The sequence below is a fragment of the Streptomyces sp. NPDC002577 genome (genome assembly GCF_053594815.1).
Map to the genome: position 1 here is coordinate 75,108 of NZ_JBSFWK010000014.1, position 22,376 is coordinate 97,483.

Below are 22,376 nucleotides of genomic sequence, written 5' to 3' on the forward strand. Positions count from 1 at the left end.
CGGCACCCGGAGTTGTGCGGTGATGAGATGCGCGGCGTCGCCGACGAGGCCAGGCCTCCCGGGCATCGGGACAGATCAGGTTGCGCAGAGGGGGCTGCCGATGCCCTGGCCGGTTTCTGCCGGCTACCTCACCGACTTTCGCACCTTCACACGCATCCACAAGGGGAGAATTCCTTACCCGTATAAAAGGTTCCAGGTATAAATCCTTACCCCCCAATGTCGGTCCATTCGGTGCCACACTGGCCGGTATGACTCGCAACGCGCATCTCAACGAGCTGGGCGAGTTCCTCAAGACCCGCCGGGCCGAACTGAGCCCCCGCGCCGTGGGCCTGCCCGAGACGGGCGGCCTGAGGCGGGTCAAGGGACTGCGCCGTGAGGAAGTCGCTCAGCTCGCCGCCATCAGCTCCGAGTACTACACGCGCCTTGAGCAGGGCCGCATCCAGGCATCGGGGCCGGTGCTGTCCGCTCTGGCGCAGGTACTGCGTCTGGACGACGACCAACGGGACTACCTCTTCGAACTCGCCGGCAAGGACCAGGCCCGGCCTCGCCGCCGTGCCGTGCAGAAAGTGCAGCCGACGCTGCAGCGCCTCCTGGACAACCTGATCGACACCCCTGCTATTGTTCTGGGCCGCCGTACGGACATCCTCGCCTGGAATTCCCTGGCCGCCGCCCTGATGAGCGATTACGCGGAAATTCCGGAGAAGAAAAGAAACCACACGCGGATTCTTTTCACCGATCCCGCGATGAGGACGCTGTACGCGGACTGGGAGGAGGTCGCTCACACCACCGTGGCGCAGCTGCGGATGCAGGCTGCCAAGTATCCCGACGATCCCCGGCTGGCCGCCCTCGTGGGAGAGCTGTCCGTGCAGGATCCGCACTTCCGCCGTTGGTGGGGCGACCACCACGTCGCCGCCCGCACGATGGGCACCAAGACCTTCCGCCACCCCGTGGCCGGCGAGCTGACTCTCGACTGGGACACCCTCACCGCCAGCATCGACGCCGAGAAGCAACTCGTCGTGCTGACCGCCGAACCCGGTACCCCATCCCACGACGCGCTGCGCATCCTTGCCTCCTGGGCCACGGGCCACCAGCAGCCCGCACCTGACGCCGCCACCTGACCGCGCCAGTACGGGGCGACCCTGCGACTGCCGACGCAACGCGGCGCAGCCGTCATCACCGCCGGCGAGGCGCACCCGCCTGGGCTGTCCTGCGGCAAGGCCGTGTCCTGGCGCACCGTTGCGCCACTGACGTCTCGTGCGGTTCGTGCGCCCGACGGCCGACCGTGGGTCCAGGCCGTTGCTCGCCGCTGCGCCATACACCCCCCAACCGATGAGGAACCACTCGTGAGTGCCCTGTTCACTGCCCTGACCCTGCGGTCGCTTGAGATACCCAACCGCGTCTGGACGTCCCCGATGTGCATGTACTCGGCCGCTTCGGACGGGCCGGAGATCGGGGTGCCGACCGACTTCCACCTGACCCACCTGTCCAGCCGGGCCGTCGGCGGAGCCGGGCTGGTGATGGCCGAGGCGACCGGGATACGGCCTGACGGGCGCATCACCCCCTGGGACCTGGGGCTGTGGAACGACCGCCAGCAGCAGGCGTTCACGCGCATCACTGCAGCCATCCGCTCTCACGGGGCGGTCCCGGCCATTCAGCTGTGCCATGCAGGCCGCAAGGCGTCCGTCGACAAGCCCTGGCTCACCGGTCGGTACATACCCGAGGCCGAGGGCGGCTGGCAGGCGGTCGCGCCCAGCCCGGAGCCGTTCGCCGGGCGGTCCGTGCCGCGCGAACTGACGGTGGATGAGATCCAGCAGTTGGTGCGCGACTTCGCCGAGGCGGCGAAGCGTGCCCTGGCCGCGCGCTTCCAGGTGGTCGAGTTGCACGGCGCCCACGGCTTCCTGATCAACTCCTTCCTCTCTCCGGCCTCCAACCGCCGCACCGACTCCTACGGCGGCAGCTTCGAGAACCGTCTGCGTTTTCCCCTCCAGGTGGTCGACGCCGTACGCGAGGTGTGGCCCGACGACCTGCCGGTCTTCTTCCGCACGTCGGCCACGGACTGGCTGACCGAGAATCCGCAGGACGAGCGCGAGGGCTGGACCGGTGACGACACCGTCCGCCTCGCCAAGGAACTGGCCGCCCACGGCGTCGACCTCCTCGACGTGTCCACCGGCGGTATGGTCCCCGACGCCACGATCCCCATCGCGCCCGGCTACCAGGTGCCCTTCGCCGCCCAGGCCCGCACCGAGACCGGAATCCCCACCAGCGCCGTCGGCCTGATCCTGGAGCCCGCCCAGGCCGAGGACATCGTCGCCACCGGACAGGCCGACGCCGTCCTCCTCGGCCGCGAACTGCTGCGCAACCCCTACTGGCCCCAGCACGCCGCACTCGAACTCGGCGCCGAGCCCCGCTGGCCCGAGCAGTACGACTACGCCGTCCAACGGCGCAGCAGGCGTTGAGGGGGAAGGCCCCCACGCACAGGCGGTGGCTGCACCAACACCGCGCGACGGTCTCACGCTGCCCGTGCCCCGGAGGGGCGCCGGGCGAGCCGGCCGTCCGCACCCACGGAAGGAACACCACTTCATGAGCGCAAGGCAGCCCTCATCCATGAAAATGTCGCCGCCCACGCGCACGCCGTCGGTGCTGGGCCTCTACGCCGACACCGTCCGCGATGTTCTGAACGTTCCCGACGACCTCAAGCTCTTCTTCGGCATCTCGTTCGGGCACGAAGACCGCACGTCGTCGGACAACAGCGACCGCCTCGGCAAGGTCCCGGCCCAGGAGAACGTCATCGCCCACGACACCCCGGGCCTGTTCGACGGCAACCAAGCCCCGAACCCCGCTTGACCACCCCAGGCGAGCTCCGCCGGCCCCGCCGGACGGGCGGGCCCCGCTCCAGATTCCGGACGACGCGAAGGGAAGTGCCCTATGAAGGGTTACGTCATCCAAGAGAAAGGCCGCGCCGACTGGCAAGAGGTCCCGGTGCCGGAGATCGGACCGTACGACGCTCTGGTCCGCCCGACCGCGGTAGCGACCTGCACCACAGACGTGCACCTCATCGACTCGCTCTCGCTCCCGAACGCGCTGGGCAAGGTCATCGGCCACGAGGCCGTCGGAGTCGTCGAACACGTCGGCGACCTGGTCGCTGACTTCGCACCCGGGGACCGTGTCGTCCTTCCCGCCGGGCTGGCCGACTGGCGCCACCCCCGGGCGCAGCGCGGAGAGGGCAAGTTCCACCAGAGCAAGAGCCCCTACTTCTCCGACGACCCGACCAACGGCGGGTGGTTCTCGGAACTGGTCAAGTGCTTCGACGCCGACTCCAACCTGGCGCGCATTCCCGACGGAGTCACCGATGTCCAGGCCGTGTCCGTCGACGACATGGCCGCCACCGGCTTCACCGGCGTCGAACGGATGGAGATCCAGTTCGGTGAGGTCGTCGTCGTACTGGGCGTCGGAGAACACCGACCCACGCAGACGATGCCGCCGAGGTCGGCACGGCGTCGGTGAGGGCGGCAGCACGCAGTCCGGCTGTCCTGGAAGCAGCCCTGGGGGTGGCCAACCGGCGCGATCGGGTAGCGGGCGCGGGTTCGGCCTGCGTGTTCCAAGCCGGACGGGCCGTCGAGCAGTTCGACGGCCCGTACCCATCCGGCGGTCAGGAGCCCAAGTCGTGTGCGTAGTGCCGGAATCCATTCCGCTCGCCATGCATCTCCCACAGCGTGCGGGCCAGGACGGCGGGATCCGTGTTCGGGTCGCCGGGCACGATCGCGCCGGGAATGATGAGCTGCCCGACGTGGACGTTGTCGTCGGCGAGCGCGTCGTGGAGCATCCGGGCGTAGGCGCTTTCGGCGGCGAACACCGACGTGCCGGCACGCTCGGGATGGGGGCGTACGGCGGTGCCTCCGTTGACGAAGAGGAGGGTGCCGCGGCCGAGGGCCCGCATGCCGGGCAGTACTTGGCGCACCGCGGTGACCGGTCCGTAGAGCGAGAACTCGATCGGGGCCGCCAGATCATCGGGGGTGGTTTCCAGTACCGGCCGCATGAACTCCTTCTGCGAGACCGGACTGTACTGCAGCACCTCGATCGGGCCCAGAGTGGCGGTCGCCGCGTCGAGGGCTGCTTCCCGGGCAGCCGGATCGCGCACGTCGGCGGCGAAACCCCGTGCTGTCACGCCCTCCGCGGTCAGGTCGCCCGCCAGCGCGTCGACCCGGGCCCGGTCGCGGGAGACCAGCGCGACGTCGAAGCCGCTGTGGCCGAACTGTCGGGCGACGGCCGCTCCCAGGCCGCTTCCTGCTCCGATGATGACGGCCGTGGTCATGCTTCATCTCCTCAAGGTGGGCGCCGCTCGCCCGTGGATTTGGTACAGGTCGATGTACTCGGTGCCGAGGCGGGTGAGCGACGCGTCGACCTGCACCATGATCGCCTTGCGGGACAGCCCCGAGCCTCCGGGACCGTCATGCATGTGCTGGTGGACCTTGGTCGCCAGCACGATGTCGTCGCGCCGCGTGAACTGCTTGATGGCCCGGCCGACGATCTCTTCCGAGGCGCCGAAACTGTAGATGTTGGCGGTGTCCCAGAAGGTGATCCCGAGGTCGAGTGCTTGCCGGAAGAACGGTGCGGCAGAGTCGTAGCCGAGGGCCCACTTCTCCCGGGATCCGTCGCCGAAACCCATGGTGCCCAGGGCGATACGGCTGATGCTGAGGCCCGAAGACCCCAGACGTGTGTATTGCATGGCCTCGTCTTTCCCGAGTGTGCGGCGCCGGCGGTCAGCGGTCGATGCTGGCCATGTTCGCCTCGTCGTGGCGTTCGCCCGAGGCCGGCGTGAGGTTGTTCAGGCGGTCGAGCTGAGCGGCGCTGAGTTCGATGCCGTCGGCGGCGGTGTTCTCTTCGACGCGCGAGACCCGCCGGGTGCCGGGGATGGGGGCGATGCCGTTGCCGCGGGTCAGCAGCCATGCCAGCGCGGTCTGGGCCGGGGTGGCTCCGATCTCGGCTCCGATGGCCTGCACTTCGTCGACGATGCGCAGGTTGCGCTGGAAGTTCTCACCGGTGAAACGAGGGTTGGTCTTGCGCCAGTCGTCGTCGGCGAAGTCATCGACGGTGCGGATCTGGCCGGTCAGCAGGCCGTGCCCGAGCGGCGAGTAGGGAACGAACCCGATACCCAGCTCACGCAGCAGCGGGAGGATCTCGTCCTCGACGTCGCGGGTCCACAGGGAGTATTCGGTCTGCAGCGCGGCCACCGGATGCACGGCATGCGCCCGGCGGATCGTCTCGGGTCCGGCTTCGGAGAGTCCGATGTGGAGCACCTTGCCCTCGGCGACCAGCTCGGCCAGCGCACCGATGGTCTCCTCGATGGGAGTGCTGCGGTCGACGCGGTGCTGGTAGTAGAGGTCGATGTGGTCGGTGCCGAGCCGCTTGAGCGAGCCTTCGACCGCGGCCTTCACGTTCCCGGGGCTGCTGTCGACGACGCCGGGGCCGCCGCCGGCGTGGGAGACGAGACCGAACTTCGTCGCCACGACGACGTCGTCGCGCCGGCCCTTGATGGCCTCGCCCACGATTTCCTCACTGTGGAAGGGGCCGTAGATCTCGGCGGTGTCGATGTGGGTGACTCCGAGGTCCAGCGCCCGGTGGATGGTGCGGATCGACTCGGTGTCATCGAGTCCCCCGCCCGTCGTGTAGGTGCCGGCCATGGTCATGGCTCCCAGGCCGATCCGGGAGACATCAAGTCCGCCCAGAGAGATGTGCTTCATCACAGAACTCCGCTTCTCAGTTTCGTTGCGGGAAAACTCGGGCGGTTATTTCTGAGACGCTGCTGCCTCGTTTTTGCCCGGTCGCGAGTTCAGCGTCACATGCCCAGAGACCTCTGCAAAGGGGAGGGTCTCTTACCGGGAATGAATGTTCCAGGTAGAGATCTCTACCCCCCAGCCGCGCTGTGCCGGAGCGGTTTCCGCAGTACCGTGGCGCGCATGAGCAGGGACGCGCACCTCAACGAGCTGGGGGATTTCCTCAAGGCCCGCCGTGCCGAGCTGAGCCCCCAGTCCATGGGGTTGCCCGACAACGGGAGCCTGCGCCGGGTCCCGGGCCTGCGCCGGGAGGAAGTGGCGCTGCTGGCGGCGATCAGTACCGAGTACTACACCCGCCTGGAACAAGGCCGTATAGAGGCCTCCGCCCCGGTCCTGATGACCCTGGCCGGGGTGCTGCGCCTGGCCGACGACCAGCGCGACTACCTGCTCGGACTGGCCGGGAAGGAAAACGCACGGCCACGCCGGCGTCCGGCGCAGAACGTCCGTCCACAGATGCGACGGCTCCTCGACAATCTCGTCGACACCCCCGCTCTCGTCCTCGGCCGACGCATGGATATTCTTGCCTGGAATCCCCTCGCCGCGGCCCTGATGACGGACTTCTCGCAGATCCCGGAAAAGCAGCGTAATTCCGTGCGGCTGGTATTCACCGACCCCGCGATGAGAAAGCTGTATACGGACTGGGAAGAAGTCGCCCGTACCACCGTCGCTTTTCTGCGTATGGAAGCCGCTGACAACCCGGATGACCCCCGGCTCAATGAACTCGTCGAGGAGCTCTCCGCTCAGGATCCTCAGTTCCGCGAGTGGTGGGCCGCTCACGACGTGGCCCACCACGCCATGGGCACCAAGGCCTTCCACCACCCGGTGGCCGGTGACCTCACCCTCGACTGGGAAACCCTCGCCTGCCCCACCGATCCCGACCAGCAGCTCACCGTCCTGACCGCGGAACCCGGTACTCCCTCGCACGAGGCTCTGCGCTTCCTCGCGTCCTGGGCCACCACCCACCAGTCCAGCGCCGGCACCGTCGGCTGACTCCGGGCCATCCGGTCGAGGCGGTCAGGTCGGTTGTCACGCGGCTGTTCGTGCGGCCGATGAAAGAGCACCCGGCGCTGGGCGGTGAATGGGCCCGGTACCGCGGGACAGGGGCAGGCCGGTGCCCTGGTGTGCGTGGGCGATGATCTCGGCCGTGATGGACACGGCTGTTTCTTCTGGGGTGTGGGCGCCGAGATCGAGTCCGATCGGGGAACGCAGGCGAGTCAACTCGTCCTCGGATACGCCGAGTTCACGTAGCGCGCCCAGCCGGTGGTCGTGGGTGCGCCGCGATCCCATCGCGCCGACGTAGCCGACGGGGAGGCTGAGTGCGAGCCGGAGCAGGGGGATGTCGAATCTGGCGTCGTGGGTGAGGACGCAGATGGCGGTGCGGGCGTCGACCTCGGTGTCTGCCAGATACCGGTGCGGCCAGTCGACGATCACCTCGTCGGCGTGCGGGAAGCGGGCGGGGGTGGCGAACATGGGGCGGGCGTCGCAGACGGTGACCCGGTAGCCGAGGAAGTGCCCGGCCCGGCTGAGGGCAGCGGCGAAGTCGACGGCGCCGAAGACGAGCATGCGGGGGCGGCGCGCGTGGGTGTGGACGAGGACGGAGAGCCGGTCGGGGCAGGTGTCCGCGTCGCCGCCGACCTCGATACGGCCGGTGCGTCCGGCGCGCAGCAGCGCGCGGGTCTGTGCCGCCACCGCCCGGTCCTCGCGTTCGCTGCCGAGGGTTCCGTCGTATGTGCTGCTGTCGCCGAGGAGGGAAAGGGTGCGGCCGAGGAGCTCTTCGGGGCCGTCGACGACCTGGGCCACGACGGCGGGACGACTGTGTACGACCGCGTCGAGGGCCTTGGCGAGATGGGATCGGTCCGCCCGGTCCACGCACTGCACGAGGACGTCGATCTCGCCGCCGCAGGTCAGTCCGACGGCGAAGGCGTCGTCGTCGGAGTAGCCGAACCGGGCCCGTGCGGGAGTGCCGCCGTCGGCCAGCACCCGTTGGCACAGTTCGTAAACGGCCCGACCTCCAATCGGTGCCAGGCGAAGCCTCCAGGATTGCCGTCCTGGAGGCTTCGTGATGCCTGGCCCGGATCAGAGGCAGGCGTCCCCATCACAACTCGACCGGAGACGCGTCGGAGCCGGGCCAGAGTCGTCACCGTGATCCACCCCGTTCAACTAGGGTCCCTCAGAGGCCAGTTGGAGAGGCCGCTGCCTCTGACTGCCTCCGAGCGACCCGGGTCGAACCGGGGTCGAATCAGAGCGATTTCCTCTGACTGCCTCCGATCGCCTCTGCAACCCGTCCTAGCAGGTCACAGCCTCATCGCCCCCACACAAGCGCAGGTCAGAAAGATGCGCTAGCTGTACCACTGGTTCCTCGGATAAGCGGTCATGGCTGTCATGGCATCCCGTCCCTGAGAAGCGGGGCGTCCTTGCCCCCTTGGTGCCGTGGTGTGTGCCATCAGATTCGTGACGCGTGCTCGCGGCGGCAACAACGCTTCCGTCAGACGGAAGAGGAGGGAGGAGGAAAGGAAAAGGAGCGCGACGACAGGGCTCGCCATGCCCAACCGGCTTGCGGTGAAGCGCACTCGAAGATTTACCGTCGTGGTTGTCCACGACGACGACGTGGACGGACGGCGCGGACGGCGCGGACGGCGCGGACGGCGCGGACGGCGCGGTCGGACGGCGCCGACGGACGGCGCGGACGGGAGACCACGGTGCGACTGGGCGTACACATCACCAAGTTCGACCACCCCCGGGGGCCCGCCGCTCTCGGCCCCGAGCTGGCCGCGGCCGGTGCGGCCGCCGAGGCGGCGGGCGTGAGCTGGGTGTCGGTCATGGACCACTACTTCCAGATGGAGAACAACGGCGGCGCCGAGGCCGCCATGCTGGAGTGCTACACCACGCTGGGCCACCTCGCGGCCCACACCTCGACGGTGCGGCTCGGGGCGCTCGTCACCGGGACGACCTACCGCCACCCCGGCCTGCTGGCGAAGATCGCCACCACGCTCGACATCCTCTCCGGCGGCCGCGCGACCCTCGGTATCGGCGCCGCGTGGTACGAGCGCGAGCACCAGGGCCTGGGCGTGCCGTTCCCGCCGCTCGCCGAGCGCTTCGAGCGGCTCGAGGAGACCCTGCGCATCTGCCTGCAGATGTGGGACCAGGACGACAACGGCCCGTTCGACGGGACGTACTACAAGCTCGCCGAGACCAGGTGCACGCCGCCGCCCGTGAGCGCTCCCCACCCCGAGATCATGATCGGCGGAGGGGGCGAGAAGAAGACGCTCCGGCTGGTCGCCCGGTACGCAGACGCGTGCAACCTCTTCGGCTCGTCCCACGCCGAGGTCGCGCACAAGCTCGACGTGTTGCGCGGGCACTGCGACGAGGCCGGACGCGACTACTCCCGCATCCGCAAGACCATGGTCTACCTCGGGGAAGCATTCCGGGACGGTGACGTCGACGCGTTCGCCGACGACATGGCCGGGTACGCCAAGCTCGGCATCGAGACGGTCATCGTGATGCCGCCGGTCGCCGAGCCGGCCGACTGGATCGAGAGGCACTGCGCACCGGCGGTACGCCGCCTGGCCGAGCTCGGCTGACCACAGCGGTACGGCGGGGTCCGGCAGGCGTACGCGATGGGCGACCGGTCTACGGGCGGTCCGGCTGGGCGGGTGCCTCCGGGCGTTCCGGGTGCCAGCCCAGCGCCCGTGAGATGCCGCGCGCCGCGAGCCGCACGGGCGGGATCAGCGCGGGGACCTGGGCGTCCCGCACGGGCACGACGACCGAGACGGCCGCGACGACCGTGCCGTCCGGGCCCCGCACGGGTGCGGCCACGGACACGGCGTCGTCGGTGACCTGACGGCTGCTCACGGCGCAGCCGGTACGTCGGACCTCGGCGAGGACGCGGCGCAGCCGGGCCGGGTCCGTGATGGTGTGGGGAGTGAACGAGGCGAGCGGCTCGACGCAGTACTCCGTCTGGAACTCCGGGGCGGTGCTGGCGAGCAGTGCGAGTCCGACGCCGGTGGCGTGCAGGGGCCAGCGGGCGCCCACCTTGATGCGCACTCCGACCGCCGAGCGGCCCGATATCCACTCGATGTAGACGACCTCGCTGCCGTCGCGCACCGCCATCTGCACGTTCTCGTGGGTCGCTTCGTACAGGTCTTCCAGGAAGGGCAGAGCCACCTGGCGCAGTGCCAGCCCACGGGGCGCCAGCGCCGCGATCTCCCACAGCCGCAGCCCGACGTGGTAGACGCCGGACGGGTCGCGCTCCAGGGCGCCCCACTCGGTGAGCGCGCCGACGAGCCGGTGCGCGGTGGTCAGCGACAGTCCGGCGCGGCGGCTGATGTCCGTCAGGGACAGCGCCGGGTGCGCGTGGTCGAAGGCGCCGAGGACCGCAAGGAGCCGGTCGGGCGCGGAGCGCGGGCTCATCTCGGCGTCCGCTGCCATGCTCAGGCGAGGCCCGGTTCCGCTATGCGCAGCAGAAGGGCATGCAGCGTCTCCCGCTCGGCCGGGTCGAGCGGCTGGACGAGGTCGTTCGTGACGCGCAGGCCGGCCTCGTCGGTGTCCCGCAAAAACGCCCGGCCGTCGTCGGTGAGGACGACGATGCGGCTGCGGCGGTCGTCGGGGGAGGGGCGGCGCTCCGCGAACCCGGCGCGCTCGAGGTCGTCGACGAGGCCGACGATCGCGCTCGGGTCGTAGCCGAGCCGGGCGCTGAGTTCCCGCTGGAGTGCACCGTCAGTGGTGGCCAGGAGACGCAGCAGCGCGTAGTGGCGCAGGCGCAGGCCCGACTCCTGGAGGAAGCCGTTGAAGAGCTGCCCGGAGCGCAGGCCCAGCCGGTAGAGGAGATAGCCGGTGTCCGCGTGCAGACCGCGCATCCATGGCTCCTGGGCGTCTATGGGCCCCTTACCGCGGGCCGTGGTGGTGGACGCTTCCGCGACCGAGGAGGAACGGGCGGCCCTGGTCGTGGCGGGCGAGGAGCTGGCGGCGAGGCGCTTCCCGGAGATGGCGGACTCCCTGGTCAAGGGCCCCGGGCGGGGCGGTGTGCGGTCGGTGCGGACCCAGCATCTCGCACATCCGCAACGGCAACAACTATTGACGTCGACAATTATTGTCCTTAGCTTCGATCTCGGCGGCGGAGCTTCTCGTCCGCCGCCGCTCTTTCCTCCGCGCAATCGAGCACTCCCGCCCCTGATGAAGGGACTGACCTTCGTGTCCTCCATCGATCTCACCGGCAAAGTCGCCGTGGTCACCGGCAGCGGCCGCGGTCTCGGCCTCGCCTACGCACAAGCCCTCGCCGCCGCCGGCGCCTCCGTCGTCGTCAACGACGTCGACGAGGCCGTCGCCGAGCAGGCCGTCAAGTCCATCGAGGAGGCCGGCGGCCGGGCCGTGGCCGAGACCGTCGCGGTGGGCACGACCGAGGCCGCCGACCGGCTGGTCGCCCGCGCCGTCGCCGAGTTCGGCCGGCTGGACATCCTGGTCACCAACGCCGGCGTGCTGCGCGACAAGGTGCTGTGGAAGATGACCGACGACGACTTCGACACGGTCATCGGCGTCCATCTGAAGGGCACCTTCACCTGCGCCCGCGCCGCCGCCGTGCGTATGCGCGAGCAGGGCGAGGGCGGCAGACTGATCCTGGTCGGCTCGCCCGCCGGACAGCGCGGCAACTTCGGGCAGACCAACTACGCGGCCGCCAAGGCAGGGATCGCCGCCATGACCCGCACCTGGTCCATGGAGCTCGCCCGCGCCGGCATCACGGTCAACGCGATCGTCCCGGTGGCGGCCACCGCGATGACCGAGACCATCCCGGTCTTCGCCCCCTACGTCGAGGCCATGCGGGGCGGCGAGGCGCTCCCGGACTTCCTGCGCAAGGGCGAGGGCTTCGGCACGGCCGAGGACTGCGCCGCCCTCATCCCGTTCCTCGCCTCGGCGGCCGCCGCGGACGTGACCGGCCAGTGCATCGGCATCGGCGGCGACAAGCTCGCCCTGTGGTCGCACCCGCAGGAGACCTCCGTCGCCTACGCCGACGGCGGCTGGACCCCCGAGACGATCGCCGACGTCTGGCACACCTCGGTCGGCAGCGAGCCGCAGACCGTCGGCATCCCGGCGCCGAAGATCCCGGAGGCGTAAGGGACATGAGAGCCGCCACCGCCCCCAACGCCAGGACCACCCCGAACGCCAGGACCGCCGCACATCCTCACCGCCGCGAGGGACGCGCATGAGTGCCGTGACCGCCATGAACGTCGACGAGCTCGTCGCGATCGACGTCCACACCCACGCCGAGGTCTCCTCCAAGGGCAAGGCCTCGCTGGACGACGAGCTGCACGACGCCTCGAGCGCATACTTCAAGGTCGAGGGCAAGCGGAAGCCGACCCTGGAGGAGACCGCCGCGTACTACCGCGAGCGGAAGATGGCCGCCGTCATCTTCACCGTCGACGCCGAGCACGCCACCGGCACCGAGCCGGTGCCCAACGAGGAGGTCGCTCAGGCCGCGGCCGCCAACCCCGACGTGCTGATCCCCTTCGCCTCGATCGACCCGTTCCGCGGCAAGGCCGGCATCAGGCAGGCCCGCAGGCTCGTCGAGGAGTACGGGGTGAAGGGCTTCAAGTTCCACCCCAGCATCCAGGGCTTCTTCCCCAACGACCGGGAGATCGCCTACGGCCTGTACGAGGTCATCGAGGAGACCGGGACCATCGCGCTGTTCCACACCGGCCAGACCGGTATCGGCGCAGGCGTCCCCGGCGGCGGCGGTATCCGCCTGAAGTACTCCAACCCCCTGCACGTCGACGACGTCGCCGCCGACTTCCCCCATCTGAAGATCATCCTCGCTCATCCCTCCTTCCCCTGGCAGGACGAGGCCCTCGCCGTGGCCACGCACAAGCCGGGCGTCCACATCGATCTGTCCGGCTGGTCGCCGAAGTACTTCCCGCCGCAGCTCGTCCAGTACGCCAACACCCTGCTGAAGGACAAGGTCCTCTTCGGCTCCGACTACCCCGTCCTGACCCCCGACCGCTGGCTCGCCGACTTCGACAAGCTGCCGATCAAGGACGAAGTGCGCCCGAAGATCCTCAAGGACAACGCCGCCCGCCTCCTCGGGCTCACCGCGACGGACACGTCCGGGCCATCAGGTACGTCAGGCATCACAGGTACGTGAAAGGGGGCACCACCCCATGCGCAACGAGGGAATCGGGTCGTGGCCCGGGCGCCGCGCCCGCAAGACCCCCCATCGCACCGCCCTGATCCACCAGCAGCAGACCTTCAGCTACGCCGACCTGCACCAGCGCACCAACCGGCTCGCCCACGCCCTGCGCGCGGCCGGCGTCCGGCGCGGCGACCGCGTCGCCTATCTCGGCCCCAACCACCCCTCCTTCCTGGAGACCCTCTTCGCCACCGGTCTCCTCGGCGCCGTGTTCGTCCCGCTCAACACCCGCCTCGCCGCACCCGAGATCGGCTACCAACTGGCCGACTCGGGAGCACGCACCCTCATCCACGACCCAAGTCTGTACGACCCCACTGACAACGGCGCCGGGGGCGGAGAGGAGGGGGCGGCTCCGGCCGTCAAGCACCGCATCGAGCTCGGCGACCCCTACGAGCAGGTGCTGGCCGCGGCTCCAGGCGACCCGATCGACGAGCCCGTCGGCCACGACGACATCTGCATGATCATGTACACCTCGGGGACCACGGGCCGCGCCAAGGGAGCGATGCTCACCCACGGCAACCTCACCTGGAACGCGATCAACGTCCTCATCGACCAGGACATCGCCGCCGACGAGGTCGCGCTCGTCTCCGCGCCCCTGTTCCACACGGCCGGCCTGAACATGATCACGCTGCCCGTGCTGCTCAAGGGCGGCACCTGCGTCCTGGTCGGCGCGTTCGACCCGGCCGGCACCCTCGATCTGATCGAACAACACCGCGTGACCTTCATGTTCGGGGTGCCCGCGATGTTCGACCAGATCGCCCGCCAGCCCCGCTGGGCCGGCGCCGACCTGTCCTCGGTGCGGCAGCTCACCTGCGGCGGCGCCCCCGTCCCCACCCCGCTCATCGCGACGTACCAGAGCCGCGGCCTGAACTTCCAGCAGGGCTACGGCATGACGGAGGCCGCGCCCGGCACGCTCTTCCTCGCCGCCGAGCACGCGGTCAGCAAGGCGGGCTCGGCCGGTGTCCCGCCCTTCTTCACCGACGTGCGGGTCACCGGGCCCGACCTGTCACCTGTCGCAGTCGGCGAGCCCGGCGAGATCCTGGTGCGCGGACCCAATGTGATGCCCGGCTACTGGGGCCTGCCGGAGGAGACGGCGGCGGCCTTCGTCGACGGCTGGTTCCGCAGCGGCGACATCGCCCGGGTCGACGAGGACGGCTTCGTCACCATCGTCGACCGCCTCAAAGACATGATCATCTCCGGCGGCGAGAACGTCTACCCGGCCGAGGTCGAGGACGTGCTGCTCACCCACCCCGCCATCGTGGAGTGCGCCGTCATCGGCGTACCCGACGAGAAGTGGGGCGAGGTGCCCAGGGCCGTGGTCGTGGCCGAGGAGGGCGCCCGGCTCGACCCCGACGAGGTGATCGCGTTCCTCGGCGGCCGCCTCGCCAAGTACAAGATCCCCAAGTCCGTCGTGGTGGCCGAGACCCTGCCGCGCACCGCCTCGGGGAAGCTCCTCAAAGCCCGCGTCCGCGCCCGCTTCGGGGCGGACCCGCAGTCCGGCACCCCGCAGTCCGGCACCACCGAAAGGAACCCTTCATGAGCATCACCGTCAGCGGCCTGGACGAACTGAAGAAGCTCGCGGGCGGCGACCTCGGCACCAGCGAGTGGATCACGGTCTCGCAGGAGCGCATCAACGGCTTCGCCGACGCGACCGGCGACCACCAGTGGATCCACACCGACCCCGAGCGTGCCAAGGAAGGCCCCTTCGGCGCCCCGATCGCCCACGGCTATCTGACGCTGTCGCTCTTCATCCCGCTCTTCACCGAGCTGCTCGAGGTCGAAGGCGTCACCACCAAGGTCAACTATGGACTGAACAAGGTCCGCTTCCCCTCGCCCGTGCCCGCCGGCTCGCGCATCCGCCTGGTTGCGCGGCTCGCCGAGGTCGACGAGATCCCGGGCGGTGTGCAGATCACCGTCGACGGCACCATCGAGATCGAGGGCGGTACGAAGCCCGCGTGCGTGCTGCAGAGCGTGTCCAGGTTCTACGCCTGAGTCACGGGCCCGGCGCCGGAGTCGTCGGCTCCGCCCCTGAGCCGTGGATGACCGATCGACGCCCGTCCCGCCGGTGCACCGCCGACGGGGCGGGCGTTTACCATGAAAACGGGCATTTGCCTGGATGAAGTATCCACTGTGCTCCCAGCGGATGGATGGTTCGGCCACTAGTGGCGGCCATCGGAGCAGCCGTAACGTGCGCGAACCCCGTGCATCGTGCACGGAAGCGCACCCCGGATCGCACCCCTGATTCGGCCGCCCCGATTCGCACCGCCAAGCCCCTTGCAGGAGTCCCGATGGCCGAGCAGCCGCACTCCGTGGCGCCGTCACAGTCCCCCTTCGCGCCGCCGCCCCCGGCAGCGGCACCCTCCGTCACGGAGGTCGAGACCCACGGCGTGGAGCGCATTCCCGACGAGGACCGCACCGCCTCACCCCTCGATCTCTTCCGGCTGGCGTTCGGTGGCGCCAACACCTTCGCCACCTGCGTCCTCGGCGCCTTCCCGGTCCTCTTCGGGCTCTCCTTCAAGCAAGGCCTCATGGCCGTCCTCGTCGGCGTCGCCGTCGGCGCGCTGATCCTCTGCCCGATGGCCGTCTTCGGGCCGGTCAACGGCACCAACAACGCTGTCTCCTCCTCCGCCCATCTCGGCGTCCACGGCCGGGTCGTCGGCTCGTTCCTCTCCCTCCTCACCGCCGTCGCGTTCTTCTCCATCTCGGTGTGGAGTTCCGGTGACGCGCTGGTGGGCGGCGCTCACCGGGTGTTCGGGCTGGAGCGCTCGAACCTGTCGTACGCGATCGCCTACGCGCTGTTCGCCGTGCTCGTGCTCATCGTGTGCATCTTCGGCTTCCGCTTCATGCTGCTGGTCAACAAGGTCGCCGTCCTGGCCGCGACCGTGCTGTTCCTGGTCGGCATCTTCGCCTTCGCCGGTGACTTCGACCCGTCGTACGCCGGCATCTTCGGCGCGGGCGCCGACGCGGAGACGAAGGCCCTGTTCTGGCCGTCCTTCATCGGCGCCACGCTGATCGTGCTGTCCAACCCGGTCTCCTTCGGCGCGTTCCTCGGCGACTGGTCCCGGTACATCCCCGCCGCCACGCCGCGCCGCCGCGTCATGGGAGCCGCGTTCCTCTCGCAGATCGCCACGCTGCTGCCGTTCTGCTTCGGTCTCGCCACCGCCAGCATCATCGCCGCCAAGGCCCCCGACTACGTCGACCCGGACGCACCCGATTTCGTCGGCGGACTGCTCGCCATCTCGCCCGGCTGGTACTTCCTGCCCATCTGCCTGCTCGCCCTGATCGGCGGCATGTCCACGGGCACCACCGCGCTCTACGGCACCGGCCTCGACTTCTCCAGCGTCTTCACCCGGCTGTCCCGGGTGCAGGCGACGGTCCTGGTCGGCACCCTCGCCATCGCCTTCATCTTCGTCGGCCGTTTCGCGCTCGACATCGTCCAGTCGATCTCGACCTTCGCCACGATGATCATCACCTGCACCACGCCGTGGATGGTCGTGATGATGCTCGGCTTCTTCGTCCGCCGCGGCTGGTACGACCCCGACGCGCTCCAGGTCTTCAACCGCCGTCAGCGCGGTGGCCGCTACTGGTTCGCCCACGGCTGGAACTGGCGCGGCATGACCGCGTGGTGGGTCGCCGCGCTGACCGGCATCCTGTTCACCGACATCCCCGGCCAGTTCGTCGGCCCGTTCGGCGACCTCGCGGGCGGTGTCGACATCAGCCTGCCGCTGTCGCTGGCCGTCGCGGCCGTGCTGTACCTCGGGCTGCTGGCGGCGTTCCCGGAGCCGCGCGGTGCGTACGGGCCGGACGGCGCGCGGCTTGTCCGGACCGTCGACAAGCCTGTGCCGCCGATCACTGACGCCGGCCCGGCAGTCGGCGCCGGCGTCCGGAACTGAGGCTCCGCCCCGGACCTCGCTGGACCTGGGGGCTCCGCCCCCAGACCCCCGGATCGCCCTTCGGGCTCGTCCTCAAACGCCGGACGGGCTGGAAATCGGCTCGTCCTCAAACGCCGGACGGGCTGAAGATATCCACTACAAATGGCCCGGTGAACCAAGCGCCGCCGGGCCGTTCGCGTCCCGTACGTCCGTCCGTCACACTGGCGCCACGAGGTTGTCCCCGACGTTCGCTGCTCTTGGATCGCTTCCTTCCCTTGCGTTCCCTCACGCGCACGTCCCGGACAAGGGGTCACCAGCCATGTCTCACCTCGATCGGCGCCGCTTCATCCAACTGGCCGGCGGGACCGCGGCCTTCACCGCTCTGTCGAACAGCATCGCCAAGGCCGCGGAGATCCCCGCGCAGCGGCGTTCCGGCACGATCGACGATGTCGAGCACATCGTCGTGCTGATGCAGGAGAACCGGTCCTTCGACCACTACTTCGGTTCCATGAGAGGCGTACGCGGCTTCGGCGACCCGCGCCCGGTGACGCTGCCCAGCGGCAAGTCGGTGTGGTACCAGTCGGACGGCAAGAAGGACGTGCTGCCGTTCCGGCCGGACGTCGACGACGCCGGCATGGCGTTCATCGAGGACCTCAACCACGACTGGGCGGGCGGCCACAAGGCCTGGAACGACGGCAAGTACGACCAGTGGGTCCCCGCCAAGACGGCCACCACGATGGCGTACCTGACGCGTGAGGACATCCCGTTCCACTATGCGCTCGCCGACGCCTTCACCGTCTGCGACGCCTACCACTGCTCGTTCATCGGCAACACCGACCCGAACCGCTACTACATGTGGACGGGTTACACCGGCAACGACGGCGTCGGCGGCGGTCCCGTCCTCGCCAACGACGAGCTCGGCTACGGCTGGACGACGTACCCCGAGCGGCTGGAGAAGGCCGGGATCTCCTGGAAGGTCTACCAGGACGTCGGCGACGGCCTCGACGCCGCGAACTACTGGGGCTGGATCCCGGACGCCTACCGGGGCAACTACGGCGACAACTCGCTGCTGTACTTCGACAACTACCGCAACGCCGCCCCCGGCGACCCGCTCTACGAGAAGGCCCGCACCGGCACCGACGCGCGCAAGGGCGAGGGCTTCTTCGACCAGCTCAGGGCCGACGTCAAGGCGGGCAAGCTGCCGCAGATCTCCTGGATCGCCGCTCCGGAGGCCTTCTCGGAGCACCCCAACTGGCCCGCAAACTACGGCGCCTGGTACATCTCCCAGGTCCTGGACGCGCTCACCTCCAACCCCGAGGTGTGGAGCAAGACGGCGCTGTTCATCACCTACGACGAGAACGACGGGTTCTTCGACCACCTCGTGCCGCCCTGCCCGCCGCCGTCGGACGATCAGGGCAAGTCCACCGTGGACGTCGGCCTCGAGCTCTACAAGGGCGGCAACGGCTATGTGGCCGGCCCCTACGGCCTCGGCCAGCGCGTCCCGATGCTCGTCGTCTCCCCCTGGAGCAAGGGCGGCTTCGTCTGCTCCGAGACCCTCGACCACACCTCGATCATCCGCTTCATGGAGCGCCGCTTCGGCGTGCACGAGCCCAACATCTCGCCCTGGCGCCGGACCGTCTGCGGAGACCTCACCTCGGCCTTCGACTTCGACCGCAAGGACACCCGGACCGTCGCGCTCCCGGACACCGACGGCTACCAGCCGCAGGACCACGACCGGCACCCCGACTACGTACCGCAGCCGCCCGCGAACCCCGTACTGCCCAAGCAGGAGCGCGGCCTGCGCCCTGCCCGCCCGCTGCGGTACGCACCGTTCACCGACGGCAAGGCGGCCTCCGACGCAGGCACGTTCACGCTCACGTTCAGCGGCGGACGCCGCGCCGGTGCGGCCTTCCACGTCACGTCCGGGACGAGCACCTACGGCCCGTGGATGTACACGGCCGAGGCGGGCAAGACCGTCACGGACACCTTCGACACCGCCTCGTCGAAGGGCGCCTACGACCTGTCCGTGTCCGGCCCGAACGGCTTCCTGCGCACCTTCAAGGGCTCCGTGAAGACGGCGGGGCCCGAGGTGACAGCGCGCCACGACGCCGAGTCCGGCAACGTGAAGCTCACCTTCGAGAACGCCGGCACGACCGCCGTCACCCTGACGCTCACCAACGCCTACGGCGGTCGTCCCGAGACGTTCAAGGTGCGGGCCGGCGCCACCGTGACGTACACGGTCGATCTGCGGGCGAGCCGGCGCTGGTACGACCTGACCGTCGTGTCCGACGCGGACCCGGCCTTCGTCCGCCGCTTCGCCGGGCACGTCGAGACGGGTGAGCCGGGCGTGAGCGACCCGGCGATCATCACCCACTGACCCGCCCACGCTCGGTCGTCCGCCCGCGCGAAAAATGAGTGATCGCGCGGGCAGGCGCGTGGCTAGCATGTCGGGGTATGACCTTCACCCATCGCCGTCAAGGCGCCCCCGAAAGGCCCGTCCTCGACGGGCTGGAAGAGAAATGGTCCGGGCGATGGGACGAGCTGGGCGTATTCGTATTCGACCGCTCGAAGACGCGTGACGAGGTCTTCTCCATCGACACCCCGCCGCTCACCGCAAGCGGTTCGCTGCACATCGGGCACGTCTTCTCCTACACGCACACCGACACGGTCGCCCGCTTCCAGCGCATGCGCGGCAGGGAAGTCTTCTATCCGATGGGCTGGGACGACAACGGCCTGCCCAGCGAGCGCCGAGTCCAGAACCACTACGGCGTCCGCTGCGACCCGTCGCTGCCGTACGAGCGGGACTTCACTCCGCCGGAGAAGCCGGGGAAGCAGCAGATCCCCGTCTCCCGTCGCACCTTCGTCGAGCTGTGCGACCGGCTCACCGCCGAGGACGAGAAGGCGTACGAGCAGATGTGGCGGAGGCTCGGTCTTTCGGTCGACTGGTCGCGGCCGTACCGGACGATCGACGCCGAGGCACGCGCGACCTCGCAGCTCGCGTTCCTGCGCAACCTCGAGCGCGGCGAGGCGTATCTGGCCGAGGCGCCCACACTGTGGGACGTCACGTTCCGTACCGCGGTCGCCCAGGCCGAACTCGAGGACCGGGAGCGGCCGGCCGCGTACCACCGCCTCGCCTTCCGCGCGGCGGACGGCGAACGGATCATGATCGAGACGACGCGGCCCGAACTGCTGCCCGCGTGCGTCGCACTGGTCGCCCACCCCGACGACGAGCGGTACAAGGGCCTGTTCGGCACGACGGTCCGTACGCCTCTCTTCGGTGTCGAGGTGCCGGTCCACGCGCACCGTCTGGCGGCGCCGGACAAGGGTTCCGGGATCGCCATGGTCTGCACGTTCGGCGACACCACCGATGTGACGTGGTGGCGCGAACTGCGGCTCGCCACGCGGCCGGTGATCGGCTGGGACGGCCGGTTCGCCGCCGAGCCGCCCGCCGGTGTCGAATCGCCCACGGCACGCGAGGCGTATGCGCGGCTGGCCGGGGCCACCGCGCACACCGCACGTGAGCGCATCGTCGCCATGCTGCGGGACAGCGGGGAGATGGAGGGCGAACCGCGGCCGGTCACCCACGCCGTCAAGTTCTTCGAGAAGGGCGACAAACCGCTGGAGATCGTCACGACCCGTCAGTGGTACGTGCGCAACGGCGGACGCGACGACGGGCTGCGCGAGCAGCTGCTGCGGCGGGGCGCCGAGCTGGAGTGGCACCCGCCGCACATGCGCACCCGCTACGAGAACTGGGTCAGCGGCCTCAACGGCGACTGGCTGATCAGCCGCCAGCGGTTCTTCGGCGTGCCGATTCCCGTCTGGTACCCGCTCGACGCGGACGGACAGCCCGATCACGACCGGCCGATCGTCCCGGACGCGGCGGACCTCCCGGTCGACCCGAGCGCCGAGGCGCCCGCGGGGTACGGCGAGGAGCAGCGCGGCGCGCCGGGCGGGTTCATCGGCGACCCGGACGTCATGGACACCTGGGCGACCTCGTCGCTCACCCCGCAGATCGCCGGCAGATGGATGGCCGACCCGGACCTGTTCGGCCGGGTCTTCCCGATGGACGTCCGGCCGCAGGCCCACGAGATCATCCGGACCTGGCTGTTCTCCACGATCGTGCGCGCCCACGCCGAACACGGGACGCTGCCGTGGCGGCACGCCACGATCTCCGGCTGGATCCTGGACCCCGACCGCAAGAAGATGTCGAAATCCAGGGGCCACGTGGTCACCCCGGTCGACCTGCTCGCCCAGTACGGCTCCGACGCGGTCCGCTACTGGGCCGCGAGCGCCCGGCCCGGCACGGACACGGCCTTCGACACCGGCCAGATGAAGATCGGCCGGCGGCTCGCGACGAAGATCCTGAACGTGGGCCGGTTCGTGCTGGGCTTCGGCGACGCGGAGCGGGATGCCACGGTCGCTGAACCGGACACCGCGGTCACCGAGCCGCTCGACCGCGCCATGCTCGCCGGCCTCGCAGGGGCGGTCGAGGACGCCACCGCGGCCTTCGAGGAGTTCGACTACGCGCGCGCCCTGGAGCGCACGGAGCAGTACTTCTGGCGGTTCTGCGACGACTACGTCGAGCTTGTCAAGGCCCGCGCCTACGGCGACCAGGGCGCCGCCGCCGGTACGGGGTCGGCACGCGCAGCGCTGCGTACGGCCCTGGACACCTTCCTGCGCCTGTTCGCTCCCGTCCTCCCCTTCGTGACGGAGGAGGTGTGGTCGTGGTGGGCCGACGGTTCTCTGCACCGCGCCGCCTGGCCGGACGCGGACCGGCTGCGTGCACTCGCCGGGGACGAGGACGAGGCGCTGCTCGGCACGGCCTCGGACGTCATCGCCTCGATCCGCAAGGCCAAGTCGGAGGCGCAGGTGTCGATGCGTACGGAGGTGACCAAGGCGGTGGTGACGGGGTCCCGCTCCGACCTCGACCGCTTCGCGAGCGTCGCCGGGGACGTGCGCGCGGCCGGGCGCGTCGGGGCCGTGGAGCTACGGGAGGGGAGCGGACCGCTTGCGGTCCGGGTGATCCTTTAGCCCGCGACGGCCGCGTCCTGCGGGAGCTCCGGTCACGCGGCGGCCCAGGGGTGTGGTGACCGGGGCGGTGGCCCAGGGGCGATGACCTGGTCGCCGGCGGACGCGGGGCCCACACGATGGGCCCCGCGCGGCCTGGGTTCAGGGCGTGGGCTCTGGTCGAGGTGCGCTCACCGGCCGAGGCGTGCCTGCCCGGAGCGTGGTGCTGGTCGGCGGCGTCTCTGTCCAGGGCGCGAGCTCCGGCTGAGACGCGGCCATCGGCCGAGGCGGAGGTGCCTGTCCGGGTGCTCGGCGGCGGGGTCGCTGCCCAGGGCGTGGGCCCTGGCTGAGGCGGGGTCCGTGTCCAGGACTTGGCCGCCGGCTACGGTGCGGTCGCCGGCCGAGGCGAGGTGCCCGCCCCGTACGTGGTCCTGGTCGCCGGCCGAGGCGTAGGCCGCAGCCGAGGCGCGGCCGCCGGCTGAAGCG

17 protein-coding genes and 2 pseudogenes are annotated in these 22,376 nt (G+C 70.0%); 13 read left to right on the forward strand and 6 right to left on the reverse strand.

Features of this window, described 5'->3' with window-relative positions:
- Positions 1-248 precede the first annotated feature (248 nt).
- The 4 genes from ACWD4J_RS20170 (at position 249) to ACWD4J_RS20185 (ending at position 3,504) form a co-directional block, all read left to right on the forward strand.
- Complete coding sequence (locus tag ACWD4J_RS20170) at positions 249-1,118, forward strand: helix-turn-helix domain-containing protein (RefSeq protein WP_451396746.1); 870 nt, start codon at positions 249-251, stop codon at positions 1,116-1,118.
- 225 nt (positions 1,119-1,343) lie between these two features.
- Complete coding sequence (locus ACWD4J_RS20175; RefSeq protein ID WP_451396747.1) at positions 1,344-2,456, forward strand: NADH:flavin oxidoreductase/NADH oxidase; 1,113 nt, start codon at positions 1,344-1,346, stop codon at positions 2,454-2,456.
- A 124-nt stretch (positions 2,457-2,580) separates the two neighbouring features.
- Positions 2,581-2,844 carry a hypothetical protein gene (locus ACWD4J_RS20180; RefSeq protein WP_451396748.1) on the forward strand — a complete coding sequence of 88 codons (264 nt, stop codon included), beginning with the start codon at positions 2,581-2,583 and terminating at the stop codon, positions 2,842-2,844.
- Positions 2,845-2,925: 81 nt separating this feature from the next.
- The gene (locus ACWD4J_RS20185; RefSeq protein ID WP_451396749.1) at positions 2,926-3,504 is read left to right on the forward strand and encodes an alcohol dehydrogenase catalytic domain-containing protein; all 579 of its coding nucleotides are present in this window, start codon (positions 2,926-2,928) and stop codon (positions 3,502-3,504) included.
- Positions 3,505-3,649: 145 nt separating this feature from the next.
- Here ACWD4J_RS20185 and ACWD4J_RS20190 read toward each other — a convergent pair whose 3' ends face one another.
- From ACWD4J_RS20190 to ACWD4J_RS20200, 3 genes and pseudogenes are all read right to left on the reverse strand, one after another.
- Positions 3,650-4,312 (reverse strand): SDR family NAD(P)-dependent oxidoreductase, encoded by a 663-nt coding sequence (locus ACWD4J_RS20190; protein ID WP_451396750.1) that lies wholly within the window; start codon positions 4,310-4,312, stop codon positions 3,650-3,652.
- Between the two features lie 33 nt (positions 4,313-4,345).
- Positions 4,346-4,726 (reverse strand): annotated as a pseudogene (locus ACWD4J_RS20195) (aldo/keto reductase); the annotation flags it as partial.
- Positions 4,727-4,760: 34 nt separating this feature from the next.
- Positions 4,761-5,741 (reverse strand): aldo/keto reductase, encoded by a 981-nt coding sequence (locus tag ACWD4J_RS20200; RefSeq protein WP_451396751.1) that lies wholly within the window; start codon positions 5,739-5,741, stop codon positions 4,761-4,763.
- Between the two features lie 216 nt (positions 5,742-5,957).
- Here ACWD4J_RS20200 and ACWD4J_RS20205 point away from each other — a divergent pair, with 216 nt between their 5' ends.
- Positions 5,958-6,824 carry a helix-turn-helix domain-containing protein gene (locus ACWD4J_RS20205; RefSeq protein WP_451396752.1) on the forward strand — a complete coding sequence of 289 codons (867 nt, stop codon included), beginning with the start codon at positions 5,958-5,960 and terminating at the stop codon, positions 6,822-6,824.
- 36 nt (positions 6,825-6,860) lie between these two features.
- Here ACWD4J_RS20205 and ACWD4J_RS20210 read toward each other — a convergent pair.
- Positions 6,861-7,838 (reverse strand): annotated as a pseudogene (locus ACWD4J_RS20210) (XdhC family protein); the annotation flags it as partial.
- A 695-nt stretch (positions 7,839-8,533) separates the two neighbouring features.
- Here ACWD4J_RS20210 and ACWD4J_RS20215 point away from each other — a divergent pair.
- On the forward strand, positions 8,534-9,415 hold the full coding sequence (locus ACWD4J_RS20215) for an LLM class F420-dependent oxidoreductase (RefSeq protein WP_451396753.1): 882 nt from the start codon (positions 8,534-8,536) through the stop codon (positions 9,413-9,415).
- 49 nt (positions 9,416-9,464) lie between these two features.
- Here the strand turns inward: ACWD4J_RS20215 and ACWD4J_RS20220 are convergent, their stop codons facing one another.
- On the reverse strand, positions 9,465-10,244 hold the full coding sequence (locus tag ACWD4J_RS20220) for an IclR family transcriptional regulator (protein ID WP_451396832.1): 780 nt from the start codon (positions 10,242-10,244) through the stop codon (positions 9,465-9,467).
- 20 nt (positions 10,245-10,264) lie between these two features.
- Positions 10,265-10,690, reverse strand: coding sequence for a MarR family winged helix-turn-helix transcriptional regulator (locus ACWD4J_RS20225; RefSeq protein WP_451396833.1), 426 nt, complete (start codon positions 10,688-10,690; stop codon positions 10,265-10,267).
- A gap of 334 nt (positions 10,691-11,024) precedes the next feature.
- Between ACWD4J_RS20225 and ACWD4J_RS20230 the strand changes: the two genes are divergently transcribed.
- The 7 genes from ACWD4J_RS20230 (at position 11,025) to valS (ending at position 21,914) form a co-directional block, all read left to right on the forward strand.
- The gene (locus ACWD4J_RS20230; protein ID WP_451396754.1) at positions 11,025-11,942 is read left to right on the forward strand and encodes an SDR family NAD(P)-dependent oxidoreductase; all 918 of its coding nucleotides are present in this window, start codon (positions 11,025-11,027) and stop codon (positions 11,940-11,942) included.
- A gap of 106 nt (positions 11,943-12,048) precedes the next feature.
- Complete coding sequence (locus tag ACWD4J_RS20235) at positions 12,049-12,966, forward strand: amidohydrolase family protein (RefSeq protein ID WP_451396834.1); 918 nt, start codon at positions 12,049-12,051, stop codon at positions 12,964-12,966.
- A gap of 16 nt (positions 12,967-12,982) precedes the next feature.
- Positions 12,983-14,551, forward strand: coding sequence for an o-succinylbenzoate--CoA ligase (menE, locus tag ACWD4J_RS20240; RefSeq protein WP_451396755.1), 1,569 nt, complete (start codon positions 12,983-12,985; stop codon positions 14,549-14,551).
- A complete protein-coding gene (locus ACWD4J_RS20245; protein ID WP_451396756.1) occupies positions 14,548-15,003 on the forward strand; it encodes a MaoC family dehydratase in 456 nt (151 codons plus the stop codon). The genes menE and ACWD4J_RS20245 overlap by 4 nt, the downstream gene beginning before the upstream one ends.
- Before the next feature lie 296 nt (positions 15,004-15,299).
- The gene (locus ACWD4J_RS20250; RefSeq protein ID WP_451396757.1) at positions 15,300-16,904 is read left to right on the forward strand and encodes a purine-cytosine permease family protein; all 1,605 of its coding nucleotides are present in this window, start codon (positions 15,300-15,302) and stop codon (positions 16,902-16,904) included.
- Positions 16,905-17,202: 298 nt separating this feature from the next.
- Complete coding sequence (locus ACWD4J_RS20255; protein ID WP_451396758.1) at positions 17,203-19,260, forward strand: phosphocholine-specific phospholipase C; 2,058 nt, start codon at positions 17,203-17,205, stop codon at positions 19,258-19,260.
- A gap of 77 nt (positions 19,261-19,337) precedes the next feature.
- A complete protein-coding gene (gene valS, locus ACWD4J_RS20260; RefSeq protein ID WP_451396759.1) occupies positions 19,338-21,914 on the forward strand; it encodes a valine--tRNA ligase in 2,577 nt (858 codons plus the stop codon).
- Positions 21,915-22,376 lie beyond the last annotated feature (462 nt).

Bases quoted from the DNA above. Each gene is read 5' to 3' on its own strand.
- ACWD4J_RS20225 (WP_451396833.1), bottom strand. From the start codon at position 10,690: ATGCGCGGTCTGCACGCGGACACCGGCTATCTCCTCTACCGGCTGGGC.
- ACWD4J_RS20255 (WP_451396758.1), top strand. From the start codon at position 17,203: ATGTCTCACCTCGATCGGCGCCGCTTCATCCAACTGGCCGGCGGGACC.
- ACWD4J_RS20245 (WP_451396756.1), top strand. From the start codon at position 14,548: ATGAGCATCACCGTCAGCGGCCTGGACGAACTGAAGAAGCTCGCGGGC.
- ACWD4J_RS20190 (WP_451396750.1), bottom strand. From the start codon at position 4,312: ATGACCACGGCCGTCATCATCGGAGCAGGAAGCGGCCTGGGAGCGGCC.
- ACWD4J_RS20200 (WP_451396751.1), bottom strand. From the start codon at position 5,741: ATGAAGCACATCTCTCTGGGCGGACTTGATGTCTCCCGGATCGGCCTG.
- ACWD4J_RS20250 (WP_451396757.1), top strand. From the start codon at position 15,300: ATGGCCGAGCAGCCGCACTCCGTGGCGCCGTCACAGTCCCCCTTCGCG.
- menE (WP_451396755.1), top strand. From the start codon at position 12,983: ATGCGCAACGAGGGAATCGGGTCGTGGCCCGGGCGCCGCGCCCGCAAG.
- ACWD4J_RS20235 (WP_451396834.1), top strand. From the start codon at position 12,049: ATGAACGTCGACGAGCTCGTCGCGATCGACGTCCACACCCACGCCGAG.
- valS (WP_451396759.1), top strand. From the start codon at position 19,338: ATGACCTTCACCCATCGCCGTCAAGGCGCCCCCGAAAGGCCCGTCCTC.
- ACWD4J_RS20180 (WP_451396748.1), top strand. From the start codon at position 2,581: ATGAGCGCAAGGCAGCCCTCATCCATGAAAATGTCGCCGCCCACGCGC.
- ACWD4J_RS20170 (WP_451396746.1), top strand. From the start codon at position 249: ATGACTCGCAACGCGCATCTCAACGAGCTGGGCGAGTTCCTCAAGACC.
- ACWD4J_RS20205 (WP_451396752.1), top strand. From the start codon at position 5,958: ATGAGCAGGGACGCGCACCTCAACGAGCTGGGGGATTTCCTCAAGGCC.
- ACWD4J_RS20185 (WP_451396749.1), top strand. From the start codon at position 2,926: ATGAAGGGTTACGTCATCCAAGAGAAAGGCCGCGCCGACTGGCAAGAG.
- ACWD4J_RS20220 (WP_451396832.1), bottom strand. From the start codon at position 10,244: ATGAGCCCGCGCTCCGCGCCCGACCGGCTCCTTGCGGTCCTCGGCGCC.